Source organism: Sphingobacterium sp. MYb382 (assembly GCF_037572665.1).
Classification (GTDB): Bacteria; Bacteroidota; Bacteroidia; order Sphingobacteriales; family Sphingobacteriaceae; genus Sphingobacterium.
In genome coordinates this window covers 22,906-48,773 of sequence record NZ_JBBGZT010000022.1, presented here as the reverse complement: position 1 = coordinate 48,773, position 25,868 = coordinate 22,906, and the positions used below count along the sequence as shown (strand labels likewise).

Here is a 25,868-nt window from a genome sequence, read left to right as displayed (position 1 = left end):
ACATAATAATATTGGGTACCAACCACCGTAGTCACTGGTGTATAGCTAGCTGAAGTTGCTCCAGAAATAGCCGTGCCACCGGTTGTGCTGTTTGTTGTATTGCTATACCACTGGTAGGTCAATGTACCTGTGCCATCTGCCACAACCGCTAAAGCTGTAGCTGGAACATCTTTACAGTAGATTGCGCCAACAGGTGAAGTCGTAATCGTTGTTAGTTTGTTTACCATGATCGCTGCAACAGCTGAAGTGGCCGCTGTACCACAGCTTCCTGTTACCACAACATAATAATATTGGGTACCAACCACCGTAGTAACTGGTGTATAGCTAGCTGAAGTTGCTCCAGAAATAGCCGTGCCACCGGTTGTGCTGTTTGTTGTATTGCTATACCACTGGTAGGTCAATGTACCCGTGCCATCTGCCACAACCGCTAAAGCTGTAGCTGGAACATCTTTACAGTAGATTGCGCCAACAGGTGAAGTCGTAATCGTTGTTAGTTTGTTTACCATGATCGCTGCAACAGCTGAAGTGGCCGCTGTACCACAGCTTCCTGTTACCACAACATAATAATATTGGGTACCAACCACCGTAGTCACTGGTGTATAGCTAGCTGAAGTTGCTCCAGAAATAGCCGTGCCACCTGTTGTGCTATTGCTTGTATTGCTATACCACTGGTAGGTCAATGTACCCGTGCCATCTGCCACAACAGCTAAAGCTGTAGCTGGAACATCTTTACAGTAGATTGCGCCAACAGGTGAAGTTGTAATCGTTGTTAGTTTGTTTACCGTGATCGTTGCAACAGCTGAAGTAACGGAACATTTCCCGTTGGATATGATAACACGAACTTTGGCTCCGTTTAATGTTAATGGAGCATTTGTAATGTTTAGCGTAGCACCATTAGCTGTAAAAGCAGCATTATTCAGGGCTATCCAATTACCCCCACTTTCAATTTGCCATACATAAGTGGCCGTAGGAATAGCTGTTACCAACGAAACACTCAGTGTGCCATTCGTTTGTGCACATAAAGTCAGGTTTTGCAGATTAGTCGAAATAACAGGGTATGGCAATACCTGAACCGTTATTGCGGAAGGTGCACTCTGACATAAAGCGGTACCCTGTGTTACATAATAAGTGATGGTTCCAGCTGTACTTGTATTCGGGGAAATGGTAGTAGATGCATTACCTACTGGTTTTCCTTGTCCATCAATTGCTGTATAGTAAAAAAGAGAATAACTTGGATCTGTAGCAACAGCAGTCAATGGAACAGCCTCTTCATTAACACAATAAACAACAGGCTGCGCCGCCACTGTAGGCTTGTTCTGAATACTCGTTATTTTAATTTTAAACTCATAGAAACAGCCTGTTGCACCAGGAGGCAATGCGTAAAATACTTTATCTGGAGTATTTGTTGGAAACGGTCGTCCTTCATAATACTCCGTATTTTGTCCTGTTCCAGTATTATTATCATAAAAACGCGTTCCTGCAGGAAATTTATCTCTTACTTGAGCAAGTATTGTTGCATTATTTACTGCGTCACAAAATACAATATCCAATACCTTATACGTATAATCTTGACAATGACCAGCAGTATTAATGACCAAACTAATAGGAGCTCGTAAAGGTTGCCCCACACAATTGCCGGCACCTGTGAATCCTGAAATAAATTCACCACTAGTACCCACAGTAGCTTTTGTTGTTTGGCCAATCCCAGTAACTAATCCGTTTACAGCAACAACCGGCGTACAATTAGGATTTGTTAAAAGAAAACAATCATCCGTTACTTTAAGTCTATATGTTAACGTTGCTAATACAGTCTCTGGATTCGCAGGCAAAGGCAAAGTGCCTATATCCCAAACAATTGAACCTAAAGCCCCATTTAAAGGGTCATACCGAGGCGTTGTATTTCCCGTAACTCCAGGTCCTACTACACCAGTCAAACCAGCGCTTACAAAAGATGCTGTATATGGAATTGGAATAACGAGCTTTGTGTTATCAATTGCTTCAGTACCTTTATTCTTTACTTGAACTTTATACTCTAAAATATCTCCAGGTTTCACTACCGGTGTTCCTGTAACTGGAGTTCCATTCACACTAACCAGCCCATTTACAGGCTCTACCTCTGGAACATAAGCATCAACACCAAATACCAAACTAAAAATTATATACGTATCCTGTGTACTTCCATATTGTAGAATCGTGCTCGTTGCTTTGTTTGCAATAATACTCTTATCGGTATTCGGAATATCGAACATAGCGATATCCATACCTGTATTATTTTTTAATGATGGATTCCTCGTATTTCCTCCCGTTACGATAGAAGAATTAAAGAAATTGGTGGTCGTATTTCCGGAATGACTCAAATCAAACCAGCTGGTTGTATTTCCTACCTTTCTTTGAATTTTCAAATAATCACCCGTAATCCCCACATCACCTTCACCAGCCATAACGCCAAGCTTCACTTTCACATCACCTTCTTGCGTAGCCTGAAAACCAGAAATTGGAAGCTCATTTGAACCAATACCACCTACAACATAAGCATAACCGTCAAACACGGCTATGTCACGCCATTTCATCTTGTCATTTTTATATACAACGACAATTCCCCAACCGCCATAGTAGCCTGTTGTGCTACCATCACCTTCTAACGACGCCACATTTCCAACAAAATAAGTACCCGTTTTTCCAGCTTTAACATAGTTGGTCACGTCCGCATAGGCGGCGTACATATCATTGTCTCCTGGGAAGTTTATATCACCCGCTTTAGCAACAATATCTACATAGTTTGCCATTCCTGGCGCCTTAAACTTAACTTTAGTCTTATCTAATGACGTCGTAGAGGCAATTGTTTGAGGATATTCTCCCGTTAATTCAACATTTGCATAATTCAATGCTACTGTTGTATAATCACTATTCGTTCCTGAGGTAGATGTATTTCTTCTTAAACTAACAACCTTAATTGTACTGTTACCAATCACGTAGGATTCTGGGCTTGCTAATACAAACTCGCCTGTTCCTGTGTTATAATTACCCGCTAGCGGCTGATAACCTATTCCATTAACATCAATTTCAGCGCGACTAGTCGTACTATTTGTTAGCCTTATTTTTAAGTTCCATGCCCCTACCGTGAACGTGTAAACTGGACTTCTATTAAAACTACCACCTTCTCTAACAATCGATAGATTTGCATTTGTATAAGGCACAGCAGCATTAGTCCATCTTTCAGCTTTATTATTTAAATTATTGACAATTAGTTGACTAGTATTAACATTAAACGGACTATCTCCCTTCCCGTCAACCCTACCCGTCCAATACAAACCAGCATAAACAATCTCTGTACAACTAGCATCTGCCCCATTTTCTGTCGAAAAGACTAAATCTGCGGAAGAAGAGTTTGCCGTTGAACCATCTCGATCCACATCGACATATATCATGCTGTTACTGCTGTTGTCCCTATTATCCAGATAGTCTTTTAAAGTCAAGTTGGTGTTACCAAGCATGGTAAAATCGCCCTTAATATTATAAAGCGTCTTATTACCAGCATCTACTGAAAGCCGTGGCGTAAAACTCTTCCGCACTTGTCCATACAAACTATTGGAAAAAGCAAAAAGAAGTAACATGAAAAAGGGAAATAACTTACTAAAGTCAAATCTTCCCCTCGGGTTGAATATATTTATTTCCATAATAATCAGGTGCTATAAGGTTTGGCTTACTTATCCTTATCAATTGGTTTCAACAGTATTATCTTATCCTCAAGATCTTCCCCACTGAATTTACGTTGAACTTGTTCTTTCGTAATAGGCGTCGTGCCAGTCCTAAATTCTACAACTAAGTAGTTTAAGGAAGGCAGCGTTTCAAAAAGATTGGAAGGCAATTGGTTTATATCTCTGGCTCCTTTAACGATTACTAAAGCAACGGCACTTAATTTCAAAGCGTGATTTTGAATAAGCCCCTGTTGATTCCCGTTTACATAAAGCACCTTGGAAACATAATTTGGTAAATCATCCTTAAAGCCCCCATTACCATCTATCCTTGCTAAGGCTTTAGTTTGTTGAAACAGGCCTAATAAATTTTTAACCTTATCGTCTTGACTGTTTTTAACAAACTCATCATAGTTTCCTATAACTTGAGCTTTCACCTGCCCGTGTATTAAAAGCAGTAGAAACAATAAACCAAGAATTGCTTTTGATAGCCTTAAGTGAACTTTTGATTTCTGGTGATGACCAGCAGCGGCAAGAATATTCATATTTCCCCCTTTCATTAATTAGCATAAATAATAACTACCTAAATGGTTCTATTTAGCTATATACTTGTCAAAGAAGTATTCGCTAAACAGTTAAACTACTGGCAGTATGTTGGTTAATAGACGTCCAAACATCACGTTTGAATGTACATGTCAAAGTTTGGAAATCATTTTTCGTGAAAGTGCAGGGTAGTAGGAGACAAAATAATGGACAAGTTGGGTGGACACATACACCCTATAAAGTTGTAACGAAATAGATATTAAATAAAAGACTGAAAATCAACTATTTAAATTAGTTAAAAAAATAAACTATATAGAAATAACATTAAACTAAAGAATTAAAACCCATTAAGGAGTGAATTTGAAGTTTAATAAAAGTTGTTTTGGGGGAACAGTCCCTACCCAAAAGGGGACAGAATAAAGACGGAAATAATAACGATAAACTGTAAACTACGTAAATATCTTTATTAAACTTATTATTAAATAATAGCGCAATAGTATATTCTTAAAAGCATAGAATAAAACGCTATACGTGGAGCAAGTAATTTATAGATAATCACTTGTCATGATAGTTATTCAGAAAAGCAATTTATAATCAAAAATTACAATTATGAATACTACAGATATATTATGATAAAAACAATGACAGCAATCTTAATTACTGTCATTGTTTTTATTATTTATTAATTAACAATAATTATTAAATAATTATTCAACTTCAAATATTGTCATAAGCTCGACCGGAGAATTACCAGGTATTGAAGATGCGCCTAACGTAGATCGTGCATGCTTCCCTTTATCGCCGAACAATTCAACCACTAGATCAGATGCAGCATTCATTAAAAGAGCATGGTTCGTATATTTATCAGGCGCATTAAATACACCCATCATATTAACACAACGCTTAACACGGTTTAAATCGCCATCGAGTGCATCACTTAAAACAGCAAGAACATTCAGCATCGTCACGCGTGTTGCTTCCTTTACCTCCTCTTCCGTCACATCAACTAATACTTTCCCAGGATGCACTATACCGGACTTGCCCATTGCATACTGATTGATATAAATTAAGTTACCCGTACGCACATAAGGCCTATAATTACCTGCTGGTTTAGGTATCGTTGGAAGTGTTATATTCTTATCCTGCATCACTTTGTAGATATCCCACTCCATTTTCCTTTCTGCAGCAACAACTTTTCGCTTAGGTACACTTTGCAATGCTAGTGCTATTTGCGCAAAATTCTGCCCTTGTAGCCTTGCTAAATTACGTTCCCCTTCCGATGGTCGTGGCACATTTTTTAAAGAGGCTAAACTTGTTGTTCCCAGCACCGTATTTCCTTGCGGTATGGTTTTATCCAAATCCTCATAGCCACGGATACCGTTAGCAACGAGCACCATCCCATGTACGGCTAAACTATTCCAAAAAGACTGCATCGCCAGCTCTCGTCCTGCTCCACTTCCTGAAGACATAAAGACGGTAGCAGGCATACCTTCCAAACCATGCTGTGACCATATACCCGTTGTTTTCGCCAAGAATTCACTCATAGCAGTGCTGATATTTCCAAAATAAACTGGCGATCCAAATGCAATACCGGCGTAGGAGCTCAACTCATCGACCGTAGCGAGGGGTACATCTTTAAACTTAGGATTATTTGTTTCCTTAACTTTCTTAATTACAGCTGTGGCTACGCCCTCGCTTTCAATGCCTTTTGCAACCTCTTTCGCCATCTCATAGGTCCCTCCTTCATCCGAATGGAAAAGAACAAGCACCTGTACTTTATGACTTTGCGCAAGAACTAAATTACTGGAAAGAAGAAGTGAGAATAAAGCGATAAGGTGATACTTTTTTATATTTTTCATACCTACATGTTTTGTCTAATGCAAAGTTATCTTATCATTTTTTATTAATTTAGCCAAAAAGTATATGCAAAACGCCATGGTGAAATGCGGACTAACAGAAAGCAACAAAGGTAATTATACGGATGACAGCCCTATTGATGCATTCGTTTGGTATGAGCAAAACTGGAAACACGATGATTACAATCATGTACACGCGCGTGCACAACTGAGTTTTGTAGCCGAAGGTTATCAATATTTTCACATTGATAATCGGATTTATTTAGTTCCCCAAAACCATGTAATATGGATACCATCCAATCTCCTGCACAAAACAAGCACTGAAGCTCCTGTTGTAGATTTAATGATCATACTTTTTAAAGAAGTGCCTACGGCTGATTTTTTTGAAAAGGTACATATTTTCGCGGCCCCAACGGTACTTAAAGAGATGCTCTGGCATGCTTCGAAATGGAGTCAAAATACCATGGAGAATGAAGAGCAGTCCAATTTTCTACGCGCTATCTTAACGAGCCTCCCCTCCTTCTGTTCTGATAATACAAGTTTACAAATACCCGTTCCAGCAGATGAACGACTTTTACCCTTATGTGCCTACATCAATACGAACTATAAATACACACTCGATATAGAAGTAATGGCCGATAAGGTAAATATGTCAAAGCGCCACCTCCAACGTACCTTTAAGCAGGAAACAGGCATCACTCTTCAGAAATATATACAACTGATTCGTATTTTGAAAAGTATGGAATTTATAGGTATGGGAAGATATACGTTAACAGAAATAGCTTTTATGGTGGGTTACAATAGTTTGTCAGCCTTTACCAATTCGTATAAAGCCATTACGAAGACAAAAGCAAATGTGGCAAGACGCCATATATTAGGTTAAAGAATCATTTAAAACCGCAATAGCTAGAAGACACTCCTTGAAGTTCCTATAAAAAAGAGTGCTTTGCAGCACCGACTGGCATCAGTTTCTGCAAAGCACCTAAAAATTAATTGTCGAACTATTGCTGGTAGATACTTTCATAATACAATAGATCAATGGGGGTAGATCTTATGAAGGGTAAGTCATGCCTTCTGTATTTCCAAAATATTCAATAGCCACATACAAATATTCTACAAATGCTTCAGCTAAAAGACCAAAAAAAGACAAAATAAACTAAAATTAAGACCAAATGACTCCGAGAGGAGTTATTTCACAATAAATGGGACATAAAAAAAGTCCAACCTTTCGGATGGACTTTCTTTATCTTGATAAGAATTATACAGTTTCCTGATTTAATCCTTGTTTGTAAATCGCCTTTTTAACTTGGGTACGACGAGTAATTGATTTCTTCTCGTATGCTTGACGTGAACGTAGTTCGCGCAACACACCAGTTTTTTCAAATTTCTTTTTGAAACGTTTTAACGCTCTGTCTAAGGATTCTCCTTCTTTGATATTTACGATAATCATGCTATTATATACCTCCTTTCGTGCCCTTTTAGTTTTGTGAATGCAAATATATGAAAATAACCCATTAAAAGATTATTTTATTTGATTTATTTACTGCTTAAATAAGATTATTTTGTTTCTCATGCACCTTAGCAAGTACAAATGCTAATTGTTCCTCTTGACAAAGCTCAGAGTTATCAAGTACAATAGCATCTTCAGCCTGACGTAGTGGGCTTTCTTCACGTGTACTATCGATATGATCGCGATGTGCAAGGTTTGCTTTAACGTCTTCTATAGATACGCGGTCTCCGTTGGCGGTAAGCTCAGCGTAACGGCGTGTAGCACGAACTTCTGGACTAGCCGTCATAAAAATCTTCAAATCAGCATCCGGAAAAACTGTCGTACCAATATCACGACCATCCATCACGATATTTTTCACCTTACCTAACTGCTGCTGCTGAGCAACCATCGCTGTACGAACAGCTTTAATGGCGCTGACCTCACTTACATTATCAGAGATATACATCTGACGGATTTCATCCGATACATCTTCTCCGTTAAGCAAAATTTGTGTCTTCTCTGTATTAGGGACAAAGTCGATATGAATATTCGCTAAGGCTGTTTCAACCTGCTCATTATTCGTTAGATCTATTTCATGGCGTAAAAAATAAACAGTCACGGCACGATACATCGCACCGCTATCCACGAAAACAAAGTTTAAATTCTTAGCTAATGCTTTAGCTACGGTACTCTTACCACAAGAAGAAAAACCATCAATGGCAATTATAAAATTCTGATGCGCCATTACTTACTACCTCCTATCACGATTCCTGGTTTATCGACCATGGGTACTTTAATCAAATTTTCGTCTACAATACTTTCCGGTAGAAAGATATATTTCTTATCGTAAATTGTTTTATCGATATAATAGCTCAACCAATATTCATTGGTTAGGCCAAATACCTGCTGGTCTATTGCTTCGACCTTCACACTGCTGCGTGGTGCTACATCACCCAAAAAATGACGCAAAGTAGTAGTCTTTACTTCTTTGCCATCCTTCTTGCCATAACCTTTAGAAGTTACGAACACATTTGTTAAAGGCAGTTTCTTTTCATTTACGAGATAGACATTCCAAACCATCTCAGAGGGCGTTTCGCTCTCCAATACCACAGCAATGGAAATATCCTCTACTATATTTTCTGGTAAATCCTTCTTCATTTATTTCTTTTTCGCTGCTGCTTTCTTAGCAGGCGCTTTTTTTGCTGTTGTTTTCTTCGCAGCAGGAGCTTTCTTCGCTGCTGTAGTTTTGCTTTTTGCTTTTGGATCTGCCTCAGCCCATTTTAAGACGTCCTCATAGGTAATGCTCTCCACCTCTATTCCTTTAGGAATCTTCAGGTTTTGCTTACCAAAACGTACAAACGGTCCCCAGCGTCCATTTTCAATCTGCGCCTCAGCATTCTCCTCGAATACACGAATCACTTTCTCAATATCCTTCTGTCTCTTCTCCTTAATGATTTGAACAGCTTCTTCTTCTGTCACATCCATCGGATCCAACCCTTTAGGCAACGAATAGAAAGCACTAGCGTGACGAATGTATGGTCCAAAACGGCCGATAGCAACAGTCATTTCTTTTTCTTCAAACTCTCCTACTTTTTTCGGCAATTTGAATAAATCCATCGCCTCCTCAAAGGTTATGGTTTCAATCATCTGCCCTTTACGTAAGGACGCAAAGCGTGGCTTCTCCTCATCATCAGCAGCACCAATCTGCACTAAGGGTCCGAAACGGCCCACACGTACACTAACAGGCTTTCCAGTTTCTGGATCGACACCAAGCTCACGCTCATGTGTTGCACGTTCAGCATTTTCCAAGGTATCTTGAATGCCTTCATGGAAAGGTCCATAGAAGCTTTTCAACATATCGGTCCACTCCTTCTCTCCTTGGGCAATCTCGTCAAACTCCTTCTCTACTTTCGCTGTAAAGTGGTAATCAACGATACCGTTAAAATGCTCTACTAAAAAGTCATTTACCAATACACCAATATCTGTAGGGAACATTTTTGAACGTTCCGCACCTGTTATCTCACTCTTTAATACTTCAGCGACAGCATCACCATCGATACTTAATGTTGTATAATGACGCTCTCTACCATCGCGATCTTCTTTAACGACATAACCACGGTTTTGAATAGTAGATATCGTCGGTGCATACGTAGATGGACGACCGATACCCAACTCTTCTAATTTCTTAACTAAGGAAGCCTCTGTATAACGTGCTGGTGGACGAGAGAAACGCTCTGTAGCCTGCATAGACTTTAAGCCTAAGTCTTGACCTTTTTCTAAAGGAGGTAATAAGCTGTTGTCGCCTTCATCATCGATGTTAGCTTCTGCTTCCTCATCCGTAGACTCCATATATACCTTCAAGAATCCATCAAAGCGCATTACCTCACCTGTAGCAACAAACTCCTCAGCGCGTGTTGACACGGTAATCTTAGCGGTTGTTTTCTCGAACTCTGCTTCACTCATCTGCGAAGCAATAGCGCGTTTCCAGATTAACTCGTATAAACGACGTTCTGCATTGTCGCCATCAATGGTATGCGTAGAAAAATACGTCGGACGGATAGCCTCGTGCGCCTCTTGTGCTCCTGATGACTTCGTCTTATAGCGTCTTTCTTTATGATATTTTTCGCCGTAAGCGCCTACAATCTCTTCTTGTGCAGCTTGAATTGCCGTATCACTTAAGTTCACGGAGTCGGTACGCATATAAGTGATGCGTCCAGCTTCATATAAACGTTGTGCCACTTGCATGGTACGTGCCACCGAGAATCCCAACTTTCTACTAGCTTCCTGTTGTAAGGTAGACGTCGTGAAAGGTGCTGCAGGGCTACGTTTAGCAGGCTTCTTCTCTAGGCTGTTTACTTGATAAGCGGCCTGAATACAAGCTTGCAAAAACTCTTGTGCTTCTTCTTTCTTTTCGAAACGCTTCGGCAACTCTGCTTTTAGTTGCTCCTTACCTTTACCAGTAGTAAAAATAGCAACAACTTTAAAAGAAGCCTCCGCAGTATGGCGGTTTACTTCACGCTCTCTTTCTACAATCAAACGAACAGCCACAGACTGTACACGTCCAGCAGAAAGGGATGGTTTTACTTTCTTCCATAATACTGGAGAAAGTTCAAAACCCACCAAACGGTCCAAAACACGGCGTGCTTGCTGCGCATAAACCAAGTTAGTATCAATTTTACGAGGCTGATCTATAGCTTTCAAAATCGCCGGTTTGGTGATTTCATGAAAGACGATACGCTTCGTTTTATCTTCTTTAAGATCTAATGTTTCAAATAAATGCCAAGAAATAGCCTCTCCCTCCCGGTCCTCATCGGACGCTAGCCAGACCATTTCCGCGGACTTGGCTAACTTCTTCAACTCACTGACTACCGCCTTTTTATCAGAAGGCACCTCATACTTTTGTTTAAAATCATTCTCCGTATCGATAGCGTCGTCGGTTTTCACTAAATAACGAATATGTCCGTAACTCGACTTCACCATGAAGTCCTTCCCTAAATACCCCTCTATCGTTTTTGCTTTCGCCGGAGACTCTACAATCAGTAAATTTTTTGCCATTTATTTTTGAATGATTTCTGCAAATAAAAGTATTTATAAATGGAATGGCAATACTTTTATCACATACTTTAAAAAAAACTCAATTTATTAACGTTGCCTTTAGACCAAAAAAAGGATGTCTAAAAGATAAAATGCAGCAAAGATAACGGATGCTATTCCGTTGGTTGTCATAAAAGCACGATCCACTTTGCTGAGGTCTGTAGGGCTCACAATGCGATGCTGATACACCAACAAAGAGCCATAAAATAAAAGACCTAAATAATAAAACCAACTAACGGGCATATAAAACATCGGTAAGCACACGAATATAAAAGAACATACGTGCAACAACTCCGAAATATGCAAAGCCCCTTTCGTCCCAAAAAGAACAGGAATAGAATTTAAACCGTGCTTACGATCGAACTCTTCATCCTGAAGGGCATATATAATATCAAAACCTCCAGCCCAACACATTACTGCCAATCCGTAAAAAATAGGAATGATATTAAAAGCATTCGTCACCACAAGATAAGCACCAATAGGCGCTAAACCTAATCCTACACCAAGTACAAGATGGCACAACGCCGTAATACGCTTCGTATAGCTATAAAATAGAACGACAAATAGCGCTATAGGTGATAAATAAAAACATAGGCTATTTATAAAATACGTGGAAAGCATAAACAACGCACAATTTACCAAGGTAAATACCAAAGCTTTCTTCGCTGAAATCCTTCCTGCAGGAATATCGCGAACCACCGTACGTGGATTTAACGCATCAATATCACGGTCTAAATACCTATTGAAAGCCATAGCCGCGTTGCGTGCTGTAACCATACACACCAGCATTAGACCCAATTTTTGCCATTCAAAAGGAGCACCTGTTGTCTGTAAGGCTAAGAAAAAACCAATAAGCGCAAAAGGTAAGGCAAACACACTGTGTGCGAAAAGCACCAATGACATGTATTTCTTCATTTTTTATTCTTCGACAGCAGGTAGTTCAAAACGTGTATTAATTTCAGCGATAGCTTTAAGAATCTCGTCTGTCCCAGTTTTAGTTTCTGCTGATGTCAAAAAACTTGGTGGAACTTCCTCAAACCATTTTAACAAGGCGCGACGAAACAAGGCCATATTCTGATCAGACTTCACATTAGACTGCTTGTCGGCTTTTGTAAAAACCAACATAAAAGGCAAGCCGTTCTCACCCAACCAACAACAAAAGTCAAGATCTATTTTTTGTGGTTCATGTCTACTATCAATTAATACAAATACACACTGTAAACTATCACGTTTCGTTAAATAACGACGTATAAATTTTTCCCAATCGGCACGATTTTTCTTCGAAGTCTGCGCAAAACCATAACCTGGCAAATCGACAAGATACCAATCTTTATTAATAATAAAATGATTTATCAGCTGCGTTTTACCGGGCCTTTGCGATGTTTTGGCCAAGCCTTTCTTAAGCGTCATCGCATTGATTAAGGATGATTTACCGACGTTCGAACGACCGATAAATGCGTACTCCGGCAATGTAGGAGCAGGAAGTTGATCCACTCTTGTATTGCTACAAACAAATTCTGCAGTTTTTATAAGCATGCTGCAAAGTTAAATAATTCTTGCCGCTTATTGCTAGGAACAATTTATTTATAGTATTTCATTCCATTTTTTCCGTTTTTTTTTGTTATTTTAAATCAAACTAATCAAATCCATGTTAACAGTAAAAAATATTGTAAAACAGTACAGTCATCATCGTGCCCTTGATGACGTATCTTTAGTCGTTCCGAAAGGAAGCATCTTTGGCCTACTAGGTCCCAATGGGGCCGGAAAAACCTCTCTTATACGTATTATCAATCAAATTACAGCGCCTGATAGTGGCGAAATATACTTCGATGGAGAACCGCTACAACCCAAGCATATCGCGCGCATAGGATACCTGCCTGAAGAAAGAGGTCTCTATAAAAAGATGAAAATTGGCGAACAGTTACTATATCTATCCCAACTTAAGGGACTTAGTAAACAAGAAGCTATCACCCGCATTCGTTATTGGTTTGAAAAACTAAGCATGGAATCGTGGTGGGACAAAAAGGTAGAAGACTTAAGTAAAGGTATGCAGCAGAAGGTACAGTTTGTGGCTACCGTTGTTCATGAGCCTGAACTAATCATCTTGGATGAGCCTTTCTCTGGTTTCGACCCTGTCAATGCACAAATTATTCAGGATGAAATTTTAGCCCTAAATAAAAAAGGTGCTACCATCATCTACTCTACCCACCGTATGGAATCGGTAGAAGAGCTATGTGACAATATAGCCTTAATTAATAAGTCTAAAAAGATATTGGACGGTTCTGTAGCAGCCATCAAGCGCTCTTACCAAAATCAAACGTACATCGTTGAGTATCAAAAAAAGGATAGCATTGAAAGCTTGTTATTGCCTAGTGATTTCAAAATTATTGACGAAAAAACGGAAAAGGAAAATAACGAAATTACGATACAGATAACAGAAGGAAATAGTTTAAACGGGCTTTTAACCAACCTTATTGGGCAGGTAGAAATCAAGCAAGTTCATGAAGTTATTCCTTCGATGAATGATATCTTTATCGCACAAGTTACGAATCCAATAGTTCCTCAATCGCTTTAATCATGAACAAAACCTTACTCATTATACAACGCGAATATACAAGCCGCGTAAAGAAAAAATCTTTCTTACTAACGACCTTCCTCGTGCCTTTATTTTTTATCGGCATGTATGTGCTCATGTTCTATTTAACAAAAAAGAGCTTCGAAGAGTCAAATACAACCGTTTATGTCATAGACCAAGAAGGAAGTATTGCCAAAGAGCTAAAAGACAACAAAAACATAACCTACAAGATAGCGACAGAATCATTGGAGGCATCTATCAAAGGCCTTAAAAAGGATGATGAGAATCGCAGCTTATTAATAATCCCGAAAGACTTTTACCAAAGTCAAAGTATTGAATTATTATCTGCGGGTAAATCAAATATTGGCACCCAGAGTGAAATAAAAAATAAGCTAAGTGAGATTGTCCGCAACCATCAGTATGCTAAGTTGGGCATTAACATTTCAACAATTGAAAGCATCAACGACAAGATAACGGTATCTGCCAAAGAGATAACAGACACAGGCGATGCTAAAGAAAGTCACACGGAAATAGCGATGGGTATTAGTATGGCGCTTTCAGTCTTGATCTACCTTTCATTGTTTCTGTATGGCGCACAAGTTATGCGTGGTGTTATTGAAGAAAAAACAAGCCGTATTGTAGAGGTTATCATCTCTTCTGTAAAACCATTTCAGCTGATGATGGGTAAGATTTTTGGTATCGGCCTTGTTGGTATCACGCAATTTGCCTTATGGATAACTTTGACGGCAGCTTTAACAGGTGTAGCAACCGCCGTTATTTTTGATGATACGGCCGCCAATATTAGCGGTATTGCAAACGATGTAAACCAAGAGGTTATGGCACAGGCAAAAAGTGGCTTCGACATCAGTAGTGCTTTAGCATCGATAGACTTCCCTCTTTTGATATCGTGTTTCTTTATCTTCTTCCTTGGTGGTTATTTTCTATACAGCGCCCTATTTGCGGCTGTAGGATCTGCCGTTGACAGCGAAACGGAGGCGACACAGTTTACAATGCCTATCACGATGCCGCTCCTACTTACCTACATCCTATCCTTTGGCGTCCTCGTCAATGATCCGCATGGCACAGTAGCAACCTGGTTAAGCTTTATCCCTTTCACATCACCTATTGCAATGCTTGTCCGTATTCCTTTTGGTGTACCGATTTGGCAAATTGCAGTATCCGTAGCCATCCTTATTGTAAGCTTCGTGGCTACGACCATGTTTGCAGCACGAATCTACCGTGTAGGTATTTTGATGTACGGAAAAAAAGCGAGCTTCAAGGAGCTTTTGAAGTGGTTCCGCTACAAAAACTAAATAAATCTTTCCCTGCGTATTTCTCAGGGAAAGATTTACTTGATAAATTTCATTCTTTACCAAAAAGGTAATATCTTTAAGACAAGAACCTTAGGCAATGGAAACAGGAAACAACACAACAGGTAATTTCAAGAAAGGATTTCGTAAATTTTTAGGTTGGGCTTTAGTCTTGCTTCTTCTCTTCGGTGGTGGTTTTTTCTATTACAAATACTATTTTGTACTTGGAGAAGGCGTAAAATCTGGCTATCTAAACTATGCAGTTAAGAAAGGCTATCTTTTCAAAACCTATGAAGGCAAGCTTATACAAGAAGGCTTCGGCAGCGCTAGAGTGGGCCCCGGAATATCCAGTAATGAGTTTGGTTTTTCGGTAGAAAACGATAGTATTTTCAAAATATTGGAACTTAACTCGGGTAAATTTTTCGACTTACACTACAAAGAGTATAACGGCTCCCTTCCTTGGCGCGGAAACACAAGATATATTGTTGATCAAGTAATCAATATCAAATAACCTACAAAAAACAGCTTCCTTACCACAAATAAGGAAGCTGTTTTTTGTATAATTAACCTTCCACCCTCCTTTTTCCGGAAATCGAACCATCTATTTCATCAAAAAAAATAGAAAAAAACTCCTGTCCCTAAAATTTTACAAAAGCTAAATCATTTTATTTATGTGCTTTTATCTATTTTAGCTTGATAAACTATTAACTTAATACATGCGCAAGTTACTTTCTTTTTTATTTTTAGGCTTAAGCCTAGGTAGCGCTATGGCCCAAACGCCAGAAGCAACCAAGGTAAAAGCGAATTACAGTTTGGCGGCTAAGTTTTCGCCAAATCGTTTACGTACGATGATTTTTACTACGGAAGTAAAACCTAATTGGATTAATTACACGGATCGTTTTTGGTATGAATACCAAACATCAACTGGCAAAAAATGGTATGTGGTAGACCCTTTAGCGAAGAGCAAGCAACAGCTATTCGACCAAGCTGATATGGCGGCACAAATCACGCGAATCGTCAAAAACCCATTCGACGCACAGCACCTTGCTATCGAGAACTTAAAATTTACGGACGATGAAAAAAATATCCGTTTTGAAGTGCGTAGCACCAAAGACACCGTAAAAAGTAAAGATGAGTTGGCGAAACTAAAGAACAAAGCCGATAGCATCAAAAAGAAAACCTATTTCTTAGAGTACAACCTAGCAACCAAACAACTAAAAGAAATATCCGACAACCTAAAGGAAAAAGACAAACCATTTTGGGCATCCTTCGCTCCTGATACAAGCCGTGTTTTCTTCGCGAAAAACTACAACTTATATTGGATGGATCGCGAAAACTTAGAAAAAGCGATTAAAGACGATAAGGATAGCACCATTGTTGAGCACCAATTCACCAAAGATGGTATTCAATACTATGCTTGGGGAGGTGATCAATACAGCACAACAACAGGGAGCGACAAAGAAGATGATGACCTTAAAAAGAGACAACCTGTACGCCTTAGCTGGTCGCCAGATGGCAAAAACTTTGTCCTTACACGTAAAGATAACCGTCATTTAAATCCTTTGTGGGTCATCAACAATGTAGGACAGAAAAGACCAACGCTAGAAACGTATAAATACCTGGTTCCTGGTGAGACGGACTCTACGGAAGTTGAGCTTTACTTATTTAATGCAGCAACGTTGACACCAAAACAAATCACGGTAGCATCGTTTAAAAACCAAACAATCGGCGTCTATGGTAAAGACAGAGATAAATCGAGCTATAAAGGGAAATACTTTATAAGCTACTGGCTTGGGGATAACGAAACGTTCTACATCAACCGTTCTAGCCGTGATTTAAAGCGTATAGACCTGGTTGCTGTAAACATTAATGGTTCAACAAACACGTTAATTGAAGAACGTTCCAATGTATATCAAGATATTAAAAGCCCTTATTTCGTAAATAAGAATAGTCAATTCATTCACTGGTCACAGCGTGATGGCTGGGGTCACTTCTACCTCTATAATAAAGATGGTAAATTGGTTCGTCAGTTGACCAGCGGTGAGTACAATACAGAAAGTATCACAGGCTATGATGCGGCAACCCAACAGTTCACGTTTACAGCAAATGGCAAAGAGGCGAATGAAGACCCTTACTACTTACACCACTATGCTTTATCTACGCAAGGAGGACAGCCAAAATTATTGAACAAAGGCGACTTTGACCATCAAGTAGAAGTTAGCGAAAGTGGTAAATTTTTCATCAATAACTACTCACGCGTAAACACAACGCCTAAATCTGATTTGTATAACGCATCGGGGCAATTAATCATGAAGCTTGAAGAAGCTGATCTTTCTCAATTGTTTGCCGCAGGCTATAAATTCCCGCAACCTTTTAAGGTAAAAGCTGGAGATGGCATCACCGACTTATACGGTGTGATGTACAAGCCTTTTGATTTTGACTCGACGCGTACCTACCCTATTGTAGAATATGTATACCCAGGGCCACAAACGGAAGCTGTAAACAAATCCTTTGGCCGTAGCATGGACCGTATTGACCGCTTGGCACAGATGGGCCTTGTTGTCATTACTGTTGGTAACCGCGGTGGTCACCCTGCTCGCTCGAAATGGTACCACACCTATGGTTATGGTAACTTAAGAGATTACGGATTGGAAGATAAAAAAGTAGCAGCAGAGCAGTTGGCAAATAAATACCCATATCTAGACATCAACCGTGTGGGGATTACGGGTCACTCTGGTGGTGGCTTTATGTCTACTGCAGCTATGTTGGTTTACCCTGACTTCTTCAAAGTAGCTGTATCTGGTGCTGGTAACCATGAAAACAATATCTACAACCGTTGGTGGAGTGAGCGTCACCATGGTGTGGCAGAGAAAGTAAGTGCTAAAGGTGATACTACTTTTGCCTACCAAATAGACAAAAATTCAGAGTTGGCGAAAAACTTAAAAGGCAAACTTTTAATTGCTACAGGTGATATCGATAACAATGTACACCCAGCAAACTCTATCCGTATGGTAGATGCTTTAATCAAAGCTAATAAACGTTTTGATTTCTTATTACTTCCAGGACAACGCCATGCTTTTGGTAACATGACAGAATACTTCTTCTGGAAAATGGCAGACTACTTCTCGGAACACTTAATCGGTGATTCTAAGATGCAAGAGGTAGACATGACGGAAATCAACCGTGATATACCTCAAAAACGTTAATAAAGAAAAGGATGTCTTTGGACATCCTTTTTTTACAGCTTGTTAGCCTAATTCTACTAAAATAAAAAAGGATCGATTGTAAATCGATCCTTTTTTATTACTTATTACGACTCCTCGGTATTATAATCCCAGGTTTGCAATTTATCTTGTAAGATGCGGGATATACGCTTGAAATAACGTTTTTGCTTATAGCCCATCACCCACTGTACACCTTGTACAGCATTGGTACAGAAAATCTCGTCTGCTTCCTTCATGATGTCAGGATGTATTTGCGCCTCCACAACAGGAATCCCTTCGTCTTTGGCCATATCCATCACGACACGACGCATTACCCCTTCAACGCAACCTTCGGTCAACGCTGGTGTATACAAGGTCTTCTCATAGTATACAAAGATGTTTGCGTATAATGCTTCGCACAAGAAGCCTTCCTGATTCAGTAAGAACACTTCATCGTAAGCAAACTTCTTCTTATAAATACCGGCCATCACATAGACCAGTGCATTATTCGATTTCAAGTGAGAAAGCTCACTGTAGGGCTTCTTGAAGGTCGAATAAACATCGACAATCAGTCCCAATTTTTTATCGCGCAAAGAGGTCGGAATACGCGTTACCTGCAACGTATAGATTGGACGATTGGATTCTGGCGCATACACACCACCTCCACTACGGTAAACAATCATACGAACACGCACCTGCTGTCCAACCATATTATTTTTACGCACCAATTCTTCTACTTTAGAGCGTAGAAAAAAAGTATCAAATTTGGTAAACTCTTCAAACTGTAGAAGCTGTAAGCTTTTCTGCAAGCGCTCAAGATGGAAATCTATAAAACGGATATCGCCATCTTTCCACAGCATGGTTTCAAACACACCGTCGCCATAACGCAAGGCACGATTCTCAATATTTGCTATATTTTCATGTTCGGCAACAAGCTGCCCATTAAAGTTTAAATATACAACTGACATAAAAATATAACATTAGGAATCCGTACGCATAATCGTAGCATAAGAGCGCCATTTTTCTAAAGCTAGCTGAAAATCAGCAGGCAATTGGGCCTCAAAATAAACTTCTTCTTTTGTTTTAGGGTGTAAGAAACCAAGTGACTTTGCGTGTAGTGCCTGTCTAGGTAAAAGCTCAAAACAGTTATTTACAAACTGCTTATACTTTGTAAAAACAGTACCTTTCAAGATTTTATCTCCTCCGTAAGCAGCATCCGCAAATAATGGGTGGCCTATAGATTTCAAGTGTGTACGAATCTGATGCGTACGTCCTGTTTCTAATTCACACTCAATCAATGTCACGTAGCCTAAGCGTTCTAAAACCTTATAGTGGGTCACCGACCAACGTCCTTGTTCTTCGTTATCATACATCTCCATCACACGACGATCTTTCATATTACGGCCAATATAACCTGTAATAGTACCATCTTCTGCGATATCACCCCATACCAAAGCGATATATTTACGCTTGATGCTATGCTCAAAAAATTGCTTAGCAAGGTAAGTCATAGCCCACTCATTTTTAGCAATAACCAAAAGGCCTGACGTATCTTTATCAATACGGTGCACTAAGCCTGGTCGACCCGTGTTGCCCGGCATCGTTGGTAATTGGTTTAAGTGGAAAGTCAAGGCATTTACCAATGTCCCTGTATAATTATTAAAGCCCGGATGCACAACCATGCCCGGTTTTTTATTTACGATAAGTACATCGTCATCTTCGTAAGGAATGTTCAACGGAATATCTTCTGGATACACCTCGGTGTCACGTGGTGGATCTGGAAGAACCATAGTAACCACATCCAAAGGCTTCACCTTATAGCTAGCCTTTACCAATTTGCCATTGACAAATACACTCTCTGCATCTATTGCATTCTGAATACGATTTCTAGAGGTGTTTTCCACCCTGTTCATCAAGAACTTATCTAGGCGCAGCAATGCCTGCCCTTTATCTGCCTCAATTCGTAAATGTTCGAATAACTCTTGTTCGTCTTGTTCTTGGAAATCTAAATCTTCTGCCATCGTTACAAAAGTATTGAAATCCTTTAAAATCTACTAACTTTGGGACAAGTATATGTTAGCATTTTCATTTTATAGCCCTGAAGAAGAAATTAAGTCTTCTTTATTTAGAGAAAAAAAAGTACGTGTCTTTGTAAAAAGAGATGACCTCATACACCCCTATATTTCAGGAAACAAGTGGCGCAAGCTTAAATATCCACTTAAAGAGGCTAGAAAGCAAGGAAAAAATAAACTGGTTACTTTTGGTGGCGCATGGTCCAACCATCTGCTAGCCACTGCTGCTGCTGCCGCCAAATTTGGGTTCCAGAGTTATGCTTTTGTACGTGGTGAAGAAATCAGCAATCCGGTGCTAACGCTATGCAAAGTATTTGGCATGCACCTTCATTTTGTGTCACGCAGTGACTATCAAGAGAAAACTGTCCTTTTTGAGCGATACTTTACAGATGATCAAGAAGCATTCTTTATCAACGAAGGAGGTTACGGCACGATGGCTGCACAAGGAGTTGCCGAGCTCGTAAGTGAATTTCAAGAAGACTATACCGATATTATATGTGCCTGCGGAACAGGCGCCACCGTTGCTGGCTTAATTCAGGGACAGGCAGCAGGGAGCCAAACACGAATTCATGGCATCCCGGTTCTCAAAGGAGGGGATTTCATTCGGGAAGAGGTAGCAGCATTAGGTCAAGATAGTACTTCCCTCCTTTTACATAACGACTATCACTTTGGTGGCTATGCAAAAACAAAACCCGAGCTGATCCAGTTTGTTAAAGACTTTAGCCAAGAAACAGGCATCCTCATTGAACCTACCTATACGGGCAAAGCCTTCTACGGCCTATATGATTTAATAAAGCAAAATTACTTTCCGCCGGAGGCGAAAATAGTTATCATTCACACCGGAGGATTAACAGGGTTCCTAGGGATGATTGATAAATTTTAACGCTAGCCTTTAACTTATACAAACTGGATTTCACCAAAGAATTCAGGCTTATGAAAATTAGGCTTCGGAAAATGAATAGGCTGCCAAGAGATAAAATGAGGCTCTGGCAACATGTCTCCACACTTATAGAAATTAGCGTGCGCTTTTACCCCAGCTAAGTCCTTCCCTTCTAGCTGGAAGGTAGCCAAAGGAATAAGCATCACCATATTCCATCTTTTCTTTCCATCAACCTGAACAACGGAGCTTGCTGTACTCACCTGTTCAATTTGTTCAGCTTTCAAGCGATTACGTTGCGTTTTATCCGCGGGTCCATAACCAATTAAGCCGGTCCCCAAAACGTTAAACTCAATATTATAGTAGGTATTTTTCTGATCAAATGAAATAAAGAACTCGACGCAGCTATCTTCAAAAACAGCCTCATTAGGGCGTACATATTGTGCTTTGACGAAATTCTCTTCTACAGCGAAATGTAAAACAACTTCATCAGCGGTATAGCCTATCTGGAAGGCAACACCAGGCTTGTAGGGGTAGCTATCAGGCCAATTGACATGATCAATAATATGCCATTCCAAACTTTGGAGCTGTTGTTTTAAACTAGCGTAATCAAAAGATTGTCTATCAATTGACAATTTCTTCACTTGTAATATAGCCATTATCCCTTTGTAATTTCTTAGTTAGTATTTTGCGAGGATTTGAATCAGTTCAGATTCATGCTTCTCTAATTCCTCGACTAATTTAAGCTGCGTTTTTGTTCTTACCAAATTATGATCCGCATATTCTACTTTATAATAGGTATCACCATTGATATAATCGGTCAAAAAACGAACCGCTTGCATGTAAGGCAAGAGTAAAACACCGTGAATAAGCGACTCCCGCTCCTTAACGGTCAAAAAAGAAGACGCTTCTTGGAGATAACCTTGCGCATAAGCCTCAAACAAGTGAATATTTAATACAATCGCGTCAAGATCAATGGCATCTTCTGCAGCGGGATTGATAATTGTTCGTATAGCGTCGCCAAAGTCATACGCAATATAACCAGGCATCACCGTATCGAGATCAATCACACATTGTACCTCATCGTATACATCAAGCAATACATTATTAAATTTAGTATCGTTATGCGTTATACGCAGTGGAATCTCATTTGCATTCCCCATGAGTAATACTTTACGCATACGCTCTTCTCGTATAAATAATTCTTGCAGCAGAGTTGCCACATCATCAACACGGCCTACAGCATCATTTATGATAGCGGTTCTCAGATTTGCTAAGCGGAAATCAATATTATGAAAGTTCGGCAAAATGGCGACCAACCGATTAGGATCAAGGTCAGCGAGGTTTTTCTGAAAAGCACCAAATGCTTGTCCGCCAGAAAAAGCTTGCTTTGTCGTCTCCACGATGTCGTAGCTTTTGGTATCCTTAAGAAGCACAAACATTCGCCAATAACCTCCTTCTTCGTCTTGATAAAACAAGGCACCAGACTTCGTTGGAATTAATGTCAAGCTACGTTTCTCCACCTCTTCTTCCCCCAAATGAGCGAGCTTCTCTTTAAGATGGTTAAGCACATTATTGATGTTGTTCATCAATCCTTCCACATCAGGAAATATCGTATGATTGACCCGCTGTAGCAGATAATCGCGCGCTAAACCGCCCGTCGTTTTAACCCTAAATGTATCATTAATATGTCCGGATCCAAATTGTTCGATAGCGACAATTTCTCCATTGATGTCAAAATAATCAGCTGAAATCAGCCGCTGGTGATCTTTAAATTCAAACATTAGAAACTAACAAAAAAATAACATAAATACGTTTACCGCTCACTAATATCAAAAAATATAATGGAAAACAAAAAGAGAAAACTAAGTCAAACGATTGCATGCAAATAATAACTTCTCAATCCTATAAAATAAGGGGCTACGTCGACAAAAAACAGTGGAAATAAAGGGCTGAAATCGGGTAAAATTAGGCCTTACAAAAAGCATATGTACGAATACCACAAAAAAAATGTATATTTAATGGACAAAAATATAAATGATATATGCTCACAGAGATTATTATAATCCTTGTTTTAATTCTTTTAAATGGAATACTTTCCGCATCTGAAATTGCCATTGTATCGAGCCGCAAAGCACGTTTACAAGTTGCAGCAACGGATAAAAAAAATAAAGCCGCAATTGCGGCACTAAAATTAAAAAACAACCCTAATCTATTCCTATCTACGGTACAAATCGGAATTACCCTTATTGGTATCTTGACAGGTTTCTTTAGTGGTGGTACAATCTCCACCTACTTTGCCGAGTATCTAGCGCAGATAGAGTTCATCGCTCCCTATAGCCAGCAGATAGCAGTAGTTCTTGTCATCTTGGTTATTACCTACTTATCACTTGTTGTCGGTGAGTTAGTGCCAAAACGTATAGGCATGGCTATTCCAGAAACGTATAGCATCTTGATTGCTCCCGTTATGCAGTTCTTAAGTAAGGTTATGCGCCCTTTTGTATGGCTATTAAGCAGTTCAACGGAGGCTTTTGTGAAGCTCTTCAACTTAAATGTCTCAAAAAATATGGTCACAGAAGAGGAAATAAAAGCACTGGTTGATGAAGGGGTTGACAGTGGTGTTATTGAGAACTTCGAGCATGACATTATGGACCGTTTGTTGCTCCTTGGCGACAAAAGAGCACGTAATTTAATGGTACACCGTTCGGATATTGAGTGCCTCGACTTACAAGACACCTTAGCCGAGAATAAAGAAATTATTAGAAAAGCACAGCATACGGAGTTTCCAGTTGTAGACGGCAGTTTTGACCAAGTAAGAGGTATTATACATGTCAAAGCATTCGTTAAGAATTTGATTGATGAGGAACCTATAGAACTCGAAAAGCTTATTGAGCCAATACCTTTCGTCAATGAGAATAGCTATGCGAGTAGTATTCTTGAAGTATTCAAAAACACGAAGTCTCAATTAGCCATCGTGATTGATGAATATGGAATCCCACAGGGTATTGTATCGATAAAAGATATCGTACGCTCGCTATTTGGAGACCTAGATTCAGATCAAGCTTTACAAAATGTGCATCTTACAAAACGCGAAGATGGAAGCTTCTTAGTGGATGGACGTATGCAATTGACGGACTTCTTTAACCACTTCAACATCATTCTTGATGAGGAAGAAGATGAAGAATATACGACCATTTCTACCGTTGGCGGTTTAGTGTTTCTTACCCTAGACCATGTACCATTGGAAGGTGAATTTGTCTTCTTTAAAGGCTACCGCATTGAGGTTATCGACCTTGATGGCCATCGTATAGATAAAGTATTAGTAGAGTCAATAAAAGGACTCAATAGTATTATCTCCGAAAATACCGATTAGGACACATAAAAAAAGAGACTTCTAGAAGTCTCTTTTTTTATGTATGTATCTATCAGCTAAAAACATATAGACTGATTTATTCCAAATTTATACAAGCTTATCCTTCTGTCAAAACTAAAGCACGCTCTTCTTTTTTCACTTTACGCATCTTAATATATAATACTATAGCGGCTAGCACAAAGCAAACAAAGGCAATAATAGCCAAAGCTTTAACGGCATGATAGCTATGCATTTTATCGCCATGCTGGATAAATAATAACCTAAAAATGCGTAAATAATGCGTAGATGGTATACCGTCCGCTATGGCTTGAACCCAAACAGGCATCAAGCTTGAAGGCCAAGTAAAACCACTTAAGATAAAGGCTGGCGTAGCAATAACCATCAACACCTCTGTGGCTTTCAATTGTGAAGGTAATACTGCGCTGACTAAAATCCCTAAGAAACATACGGCCAAAATAAACAGGAATGTACAAAGGGCAAACCACCAGAACTCCGTATACAAAGGCATTTGATAAAACTTACCAAATCCCCAATATAGGAATAGAATACCTACCGACATGAGCATGTACGGTAATATTTTCACCAAAATCAACCCAAACACATTAGGCATACGCTTCACCAAATCTGGGAATGTATTATTTTCAAATTCAGACGAAAACGTTAAGGCTAAAGCCAAAAGCAGCACTTGCTGCAACACCGTAATCAAAACTCCAGGAAGCATGAAGTAAAGGTAGTTTCCTGTACGTATATTCTGCTTCACAATCGTTGTCTTAAACGGCTCATACTGCTGAGTAGCGATATATTCAGGTACGCCACGTTTCATTTGAGACTGAATCTGAATACCTGCTTTCATAGTCATTGCACATACATTAACAGCCATCATCGCTGTATTTGAAGTCAACGTATTTGCACCATCCACAAAGATGGTTAACTCAGGAAGTCGATTTTGCTGAATGCCGCTCGTAAAGCCTTTCGGAATATGAACGACTGTCGTTGCCTCATGGCTTAGCGCGACGTCTTTAGATGAGAACAAGTTGGGTAGCACTGCCGCAATTTTAACGCTTTCATTATCCCCCAACATATCGATAAAGGTCTGGCTCATCGGTCCATTATCCTCATTCACGACGACGATGGGCATGCGCACCACTTTTCCCTTTTGGTATACTTGCCCTATCAATACTCCGTACAAGACGGGAGCCCCTAGAAATAAGACTAAGAGTACCTTGTTCTTAAAGAATAAACTGAATTCACGTTGTAATAAGCCTAAGAATCTCCTCACAG

21 protein-coding genes are annotated in these 25,868 nt (G+C 39.5%); 7 read left to right on the top strand and 14 right to left on the bottom strand.

From position 1 onward, the window contains the following. The 3 genes from WH223_RS09625 to WH223_RS09615 all read right to left on the bottom strand — a co-directional run. Window positions 1-3,614 (bottom strand): hypothetical protein (locus tag WH223_RS09625; protein ID WP_445265607.1); only part of this gene is annotated, 3,614 nt, incomplete at its 3' end. A gap of 89 nt (window positions 3,615-3,703) precedes the next feature. Next, window positions 3,704-4,255, bottom strand: coding sequence for a hypothetical protein (locus WH223_RS09620; RefSeq protein ID WP_340047400.1), 552 nt, complete (start codon window positions 4,253-4,255; stop codon window positions 3,704-3,706). A 690-nt stretch (window positions 4,256-4,945) separates the two neighbouring features. Then, window positions 4,946-6,097 carry an Atu1372/SO_1960 family protein gene (locus WH223_RS09615; RefSeq protein WP_340047398.1) on the bottom strand — a complete coding sequence of 384 codons (1,152 nt, stop codon included), beginning with the start codon at window positions 6,095-6,097 and terminating at the stop codon, window positions 4,946-4,948. 64 nt (window positions 6,098-6,161) lie between these two features. Between WH223_RS09615 and WH223_RS09610 the strand changes: the two genes are divergently transcribed. Further along, a complete protein-coding gene (locus tag WH223_RS09610) occupies window positions 6,162-6,977 on the top strand; it encodes a helix-turn-helix domain-containing protein (protein WP_340047397.1) in 816 nt (271 codons plus the stop codon). 375 nt (window positions 6,978-7,352) lie between these two features. Here WH223_RS09610 and rpsU read toward each other — a convergent pair whose 3' ends face one another. The 6 genes from rpsU to yihA form a co-directional block, all read right to left on the bottom strand. Beyond that, window positions 7,353-7,544 (bottom strand): 30S ribosomal protein S21, encoded by a 192-nt coding sequence (gene rpsU / locus WH223_RS09605; RefSeq protein ID WP_340047396.1) that lies wholly within the window; start codon window positions 7,542-7,544, stop codon window positions 7,353-7,355. Window positions 7,545-7,641: 97 nt separating this feature from the next. Continuing rightward, window positions 7,642-8,328, bottom strand: coding sequence for a (d)CMP kinase (gene cmk, locus WH223_RS09600; RefSeq protein ID WP_340047394.1), 687 nt, complete (start codon window positions 8,326-8,328; stop codon window positions 7,642-7,644). After that, window positions 8,328-8,741: a hypothetical protein gene (locus WH223_RS09595; protein WP_340047393.1), complete on the bottom strand. Its 414-nt coding sequence runs from the start codon at window positions 8,739-8,741 to the stop codon at window positions 8,328-8,330. The genes cmk and WH223_RS09595 overlap by 1 nt, the downstream gene beginning before the upstream one ends. After that, on the bottom strand, window positions 8,742-11,138 hold the full coding sequence (gene topA / locus WH223_RS09590; RefSeq protein WP_340047392.1) for a type I DNA topoisomerase: 2,397 nt from the start codon (window positions 11,136-11,138) through the stop codon (window positions 8,742-8,744). A 99-nt stretch (window positions 11,139-11,237) separates the two neighbouring features. Next, window positions 11,238-12,092 (bottom strand): 4-hydroxybenzoate octaprenyltransferase, encoded by an 855-nt coding sequence (locus WH223_RS09585; protein WP_340047391.1) that lies wholly within the window; start codon window positions 12,090-12,092, stop codon window positions 11,238-11,240. A 3-nt stretch (window positions 12,093-12,095) separates the two neighbouring features. Then, a complete protein-coding gene (yihA, locus tag WH223_RS09580; RefSeq protein ID WP_340047390.1) occupies window positions 12,096-12,713 on the bottom strand; it encodes a ribosome biogenesis GTP-binding protein YihA/YsxC in 618 nt (205 codons plus the stop codon). A 112-nt stretch (window positions 12,714-12,825) separates the two neighbouring features. Here yihA and WH223_RS09575 point away from each other — a divergent pair, with 112 nt between their 5' ends. The 4 genes from WH223_RS09575 to WH223_RS09560 all read left to right on the top strand — a co-directional run bounded on the left by WH223_RS09575 (window position 12,826) and on the right by WH223_RS09560 (window position 18,268). Then, entirely contained in the window at window positions 12,826-13,752 is a 927-nt protein-coding gene (locus WH223_RS09575; protein WP_340047389.1) for an ABC transporter ATP-binding protein, read from the top strand. A gap of 2 nt (window positions 13,753-13,754) precedes the next feature. Further along, the gene (locus tag WH223_RS09570; protein ID WP_340047387.1) at window positions 13,755-15,065 is read left to right on the top strand and encodes an ABC transporter permease; all 1,311 of its coding nucleotides are present in this window, start codon (window positions 13,755-13,757) and stop codon (window positions 15,063-15,065) included. Between the two features lie 97 nt (window positions 15,066-15,162). After that, window positions 15,163-15,573, top strand: coding sequence for a hypothetical protein (locus WH223_RS09565; protein WP_340047386.1), 411 nt, complete (start codon window positions 15,163-15,165; stop codon window positions 15,571-15,573). Between the two features lie 205 nt (window positions 15,574-15,778). Continuing rightward, a complete protein-coding gene (locus WH223_RS09560; RefSeq protein WP_340047384.1) occupies window positions 15,779-18,268 on the top strand; it encodes a S9 family peptidase in 2,490 nt (829 codons plus the stop codon). Between the two features lie 104 nt (window positions 18,269-18,372). Here WH223_RS09560 and WH223_RS09555 read toward each other — a convergent pair whose 3' ends face one another. Both WH223_RS09555 and WH223_RS09550 read right to left on the bottom strand, forming a co-directional pair. After that, on the bottom strand, window positions 18,373-19,233 hold the full coding sequence (locus WH223_RS09555; RefSeq protein ID WP_340047382.1) for an aminotransferase class IV: 861 nt from the start codon (window positions 19,231-19,233) through the stop codon (window positions 18,373-18,375). Between the two features lie 12 nt (window positions 19,234-19,245). Then, window positions 19,246-20,286 (bottom strand): RluA family pseudouridine synthase, encoded by a 1,041-nt coding sequence (locus WH223_RS09550; RefSeq protein WP_340047381.1) that lies wholly within the window; start codon window positions 20,284-20,286, stop codon window positions 19,246-19,248. 52 nt (window positions 20,287-20,338) lie between these two features. Between WH223_RS09550 and WH223_RS09545 the strand changes: the two genes are divergently transcribed. Continuing rightward, entirely contained in the window at window positions 20,339-21,220 is an 882-nt protein-coding gene (locus tag WH223_RS09545) for a 1-aminocyclopropane-1-carboxylate deaminase/D-cysteine desulfhydrase (protein ID WP_340047380.1), read from the top strand. A 14-nt stretch (window positions 21,221-21,234) separates the two neighbouring features. Here WH223_RS09545 and WH223_RS09540 read toward each other — a convergent pair whose 3' ends face one another. After that, window positions 21,235-21,873, bottom strand: coding sequence for a carbohydrate-binding family 9-like protein (locus WH223_RS09540; RefSeq protein ID WP_340047379.1), 639 nt, complete (start codon window positions 21,871-21,873; stop codon window positions 21,235-21,237). A 21-nt stretch (window positions 21,874-21,894) separates the two neighbouring features. Further along, on the bottom strand, window positions 21,895-22,998 hold the full coding sequence (locus WH223_RS09535) for a phosphotransferase enzyme family protein (RefSeq protein ID WP_340047378.1): 1,104 nt from the start codon (window positions 22,996-22,998) through the stop codon (window positions 21,895-21,897). Between the two features lie 260 nt (window positions 22,999-23,258). On the opposite strand from WH223_RS09535, the gene WH223_RS09530 reads away from it, so the two are divergent. Next, the gene (locus tag WH223_RS09530; protein WP_340047377.1) at window positions 23,259-24,587 is read left to right on the top strand and encodes a hemolysin family protein; all 1,329 of its coding nucleotides are present in this window, start codon (window positions 23,259-23,261) and stop codon (window positions 24,585-24,587) included. A gap of 97 nt (window positions 24,588-24,684) precedes the next feature. Here WH223_RS09530 and WH223_RS09525 read toward each other — a convergent pair whose 3' ends face one another. Then, entirely contained in the window at window positions 24,685-25,866 is a 1,182-nt protein-coding gene (locus tag WH223_RS09525) for an ABC transporter permease (RefSeq protein WP_340047376.1), read from the bottom strand. Window positions 25,867-25,868 lie beyond the last annotated feature (2 nt).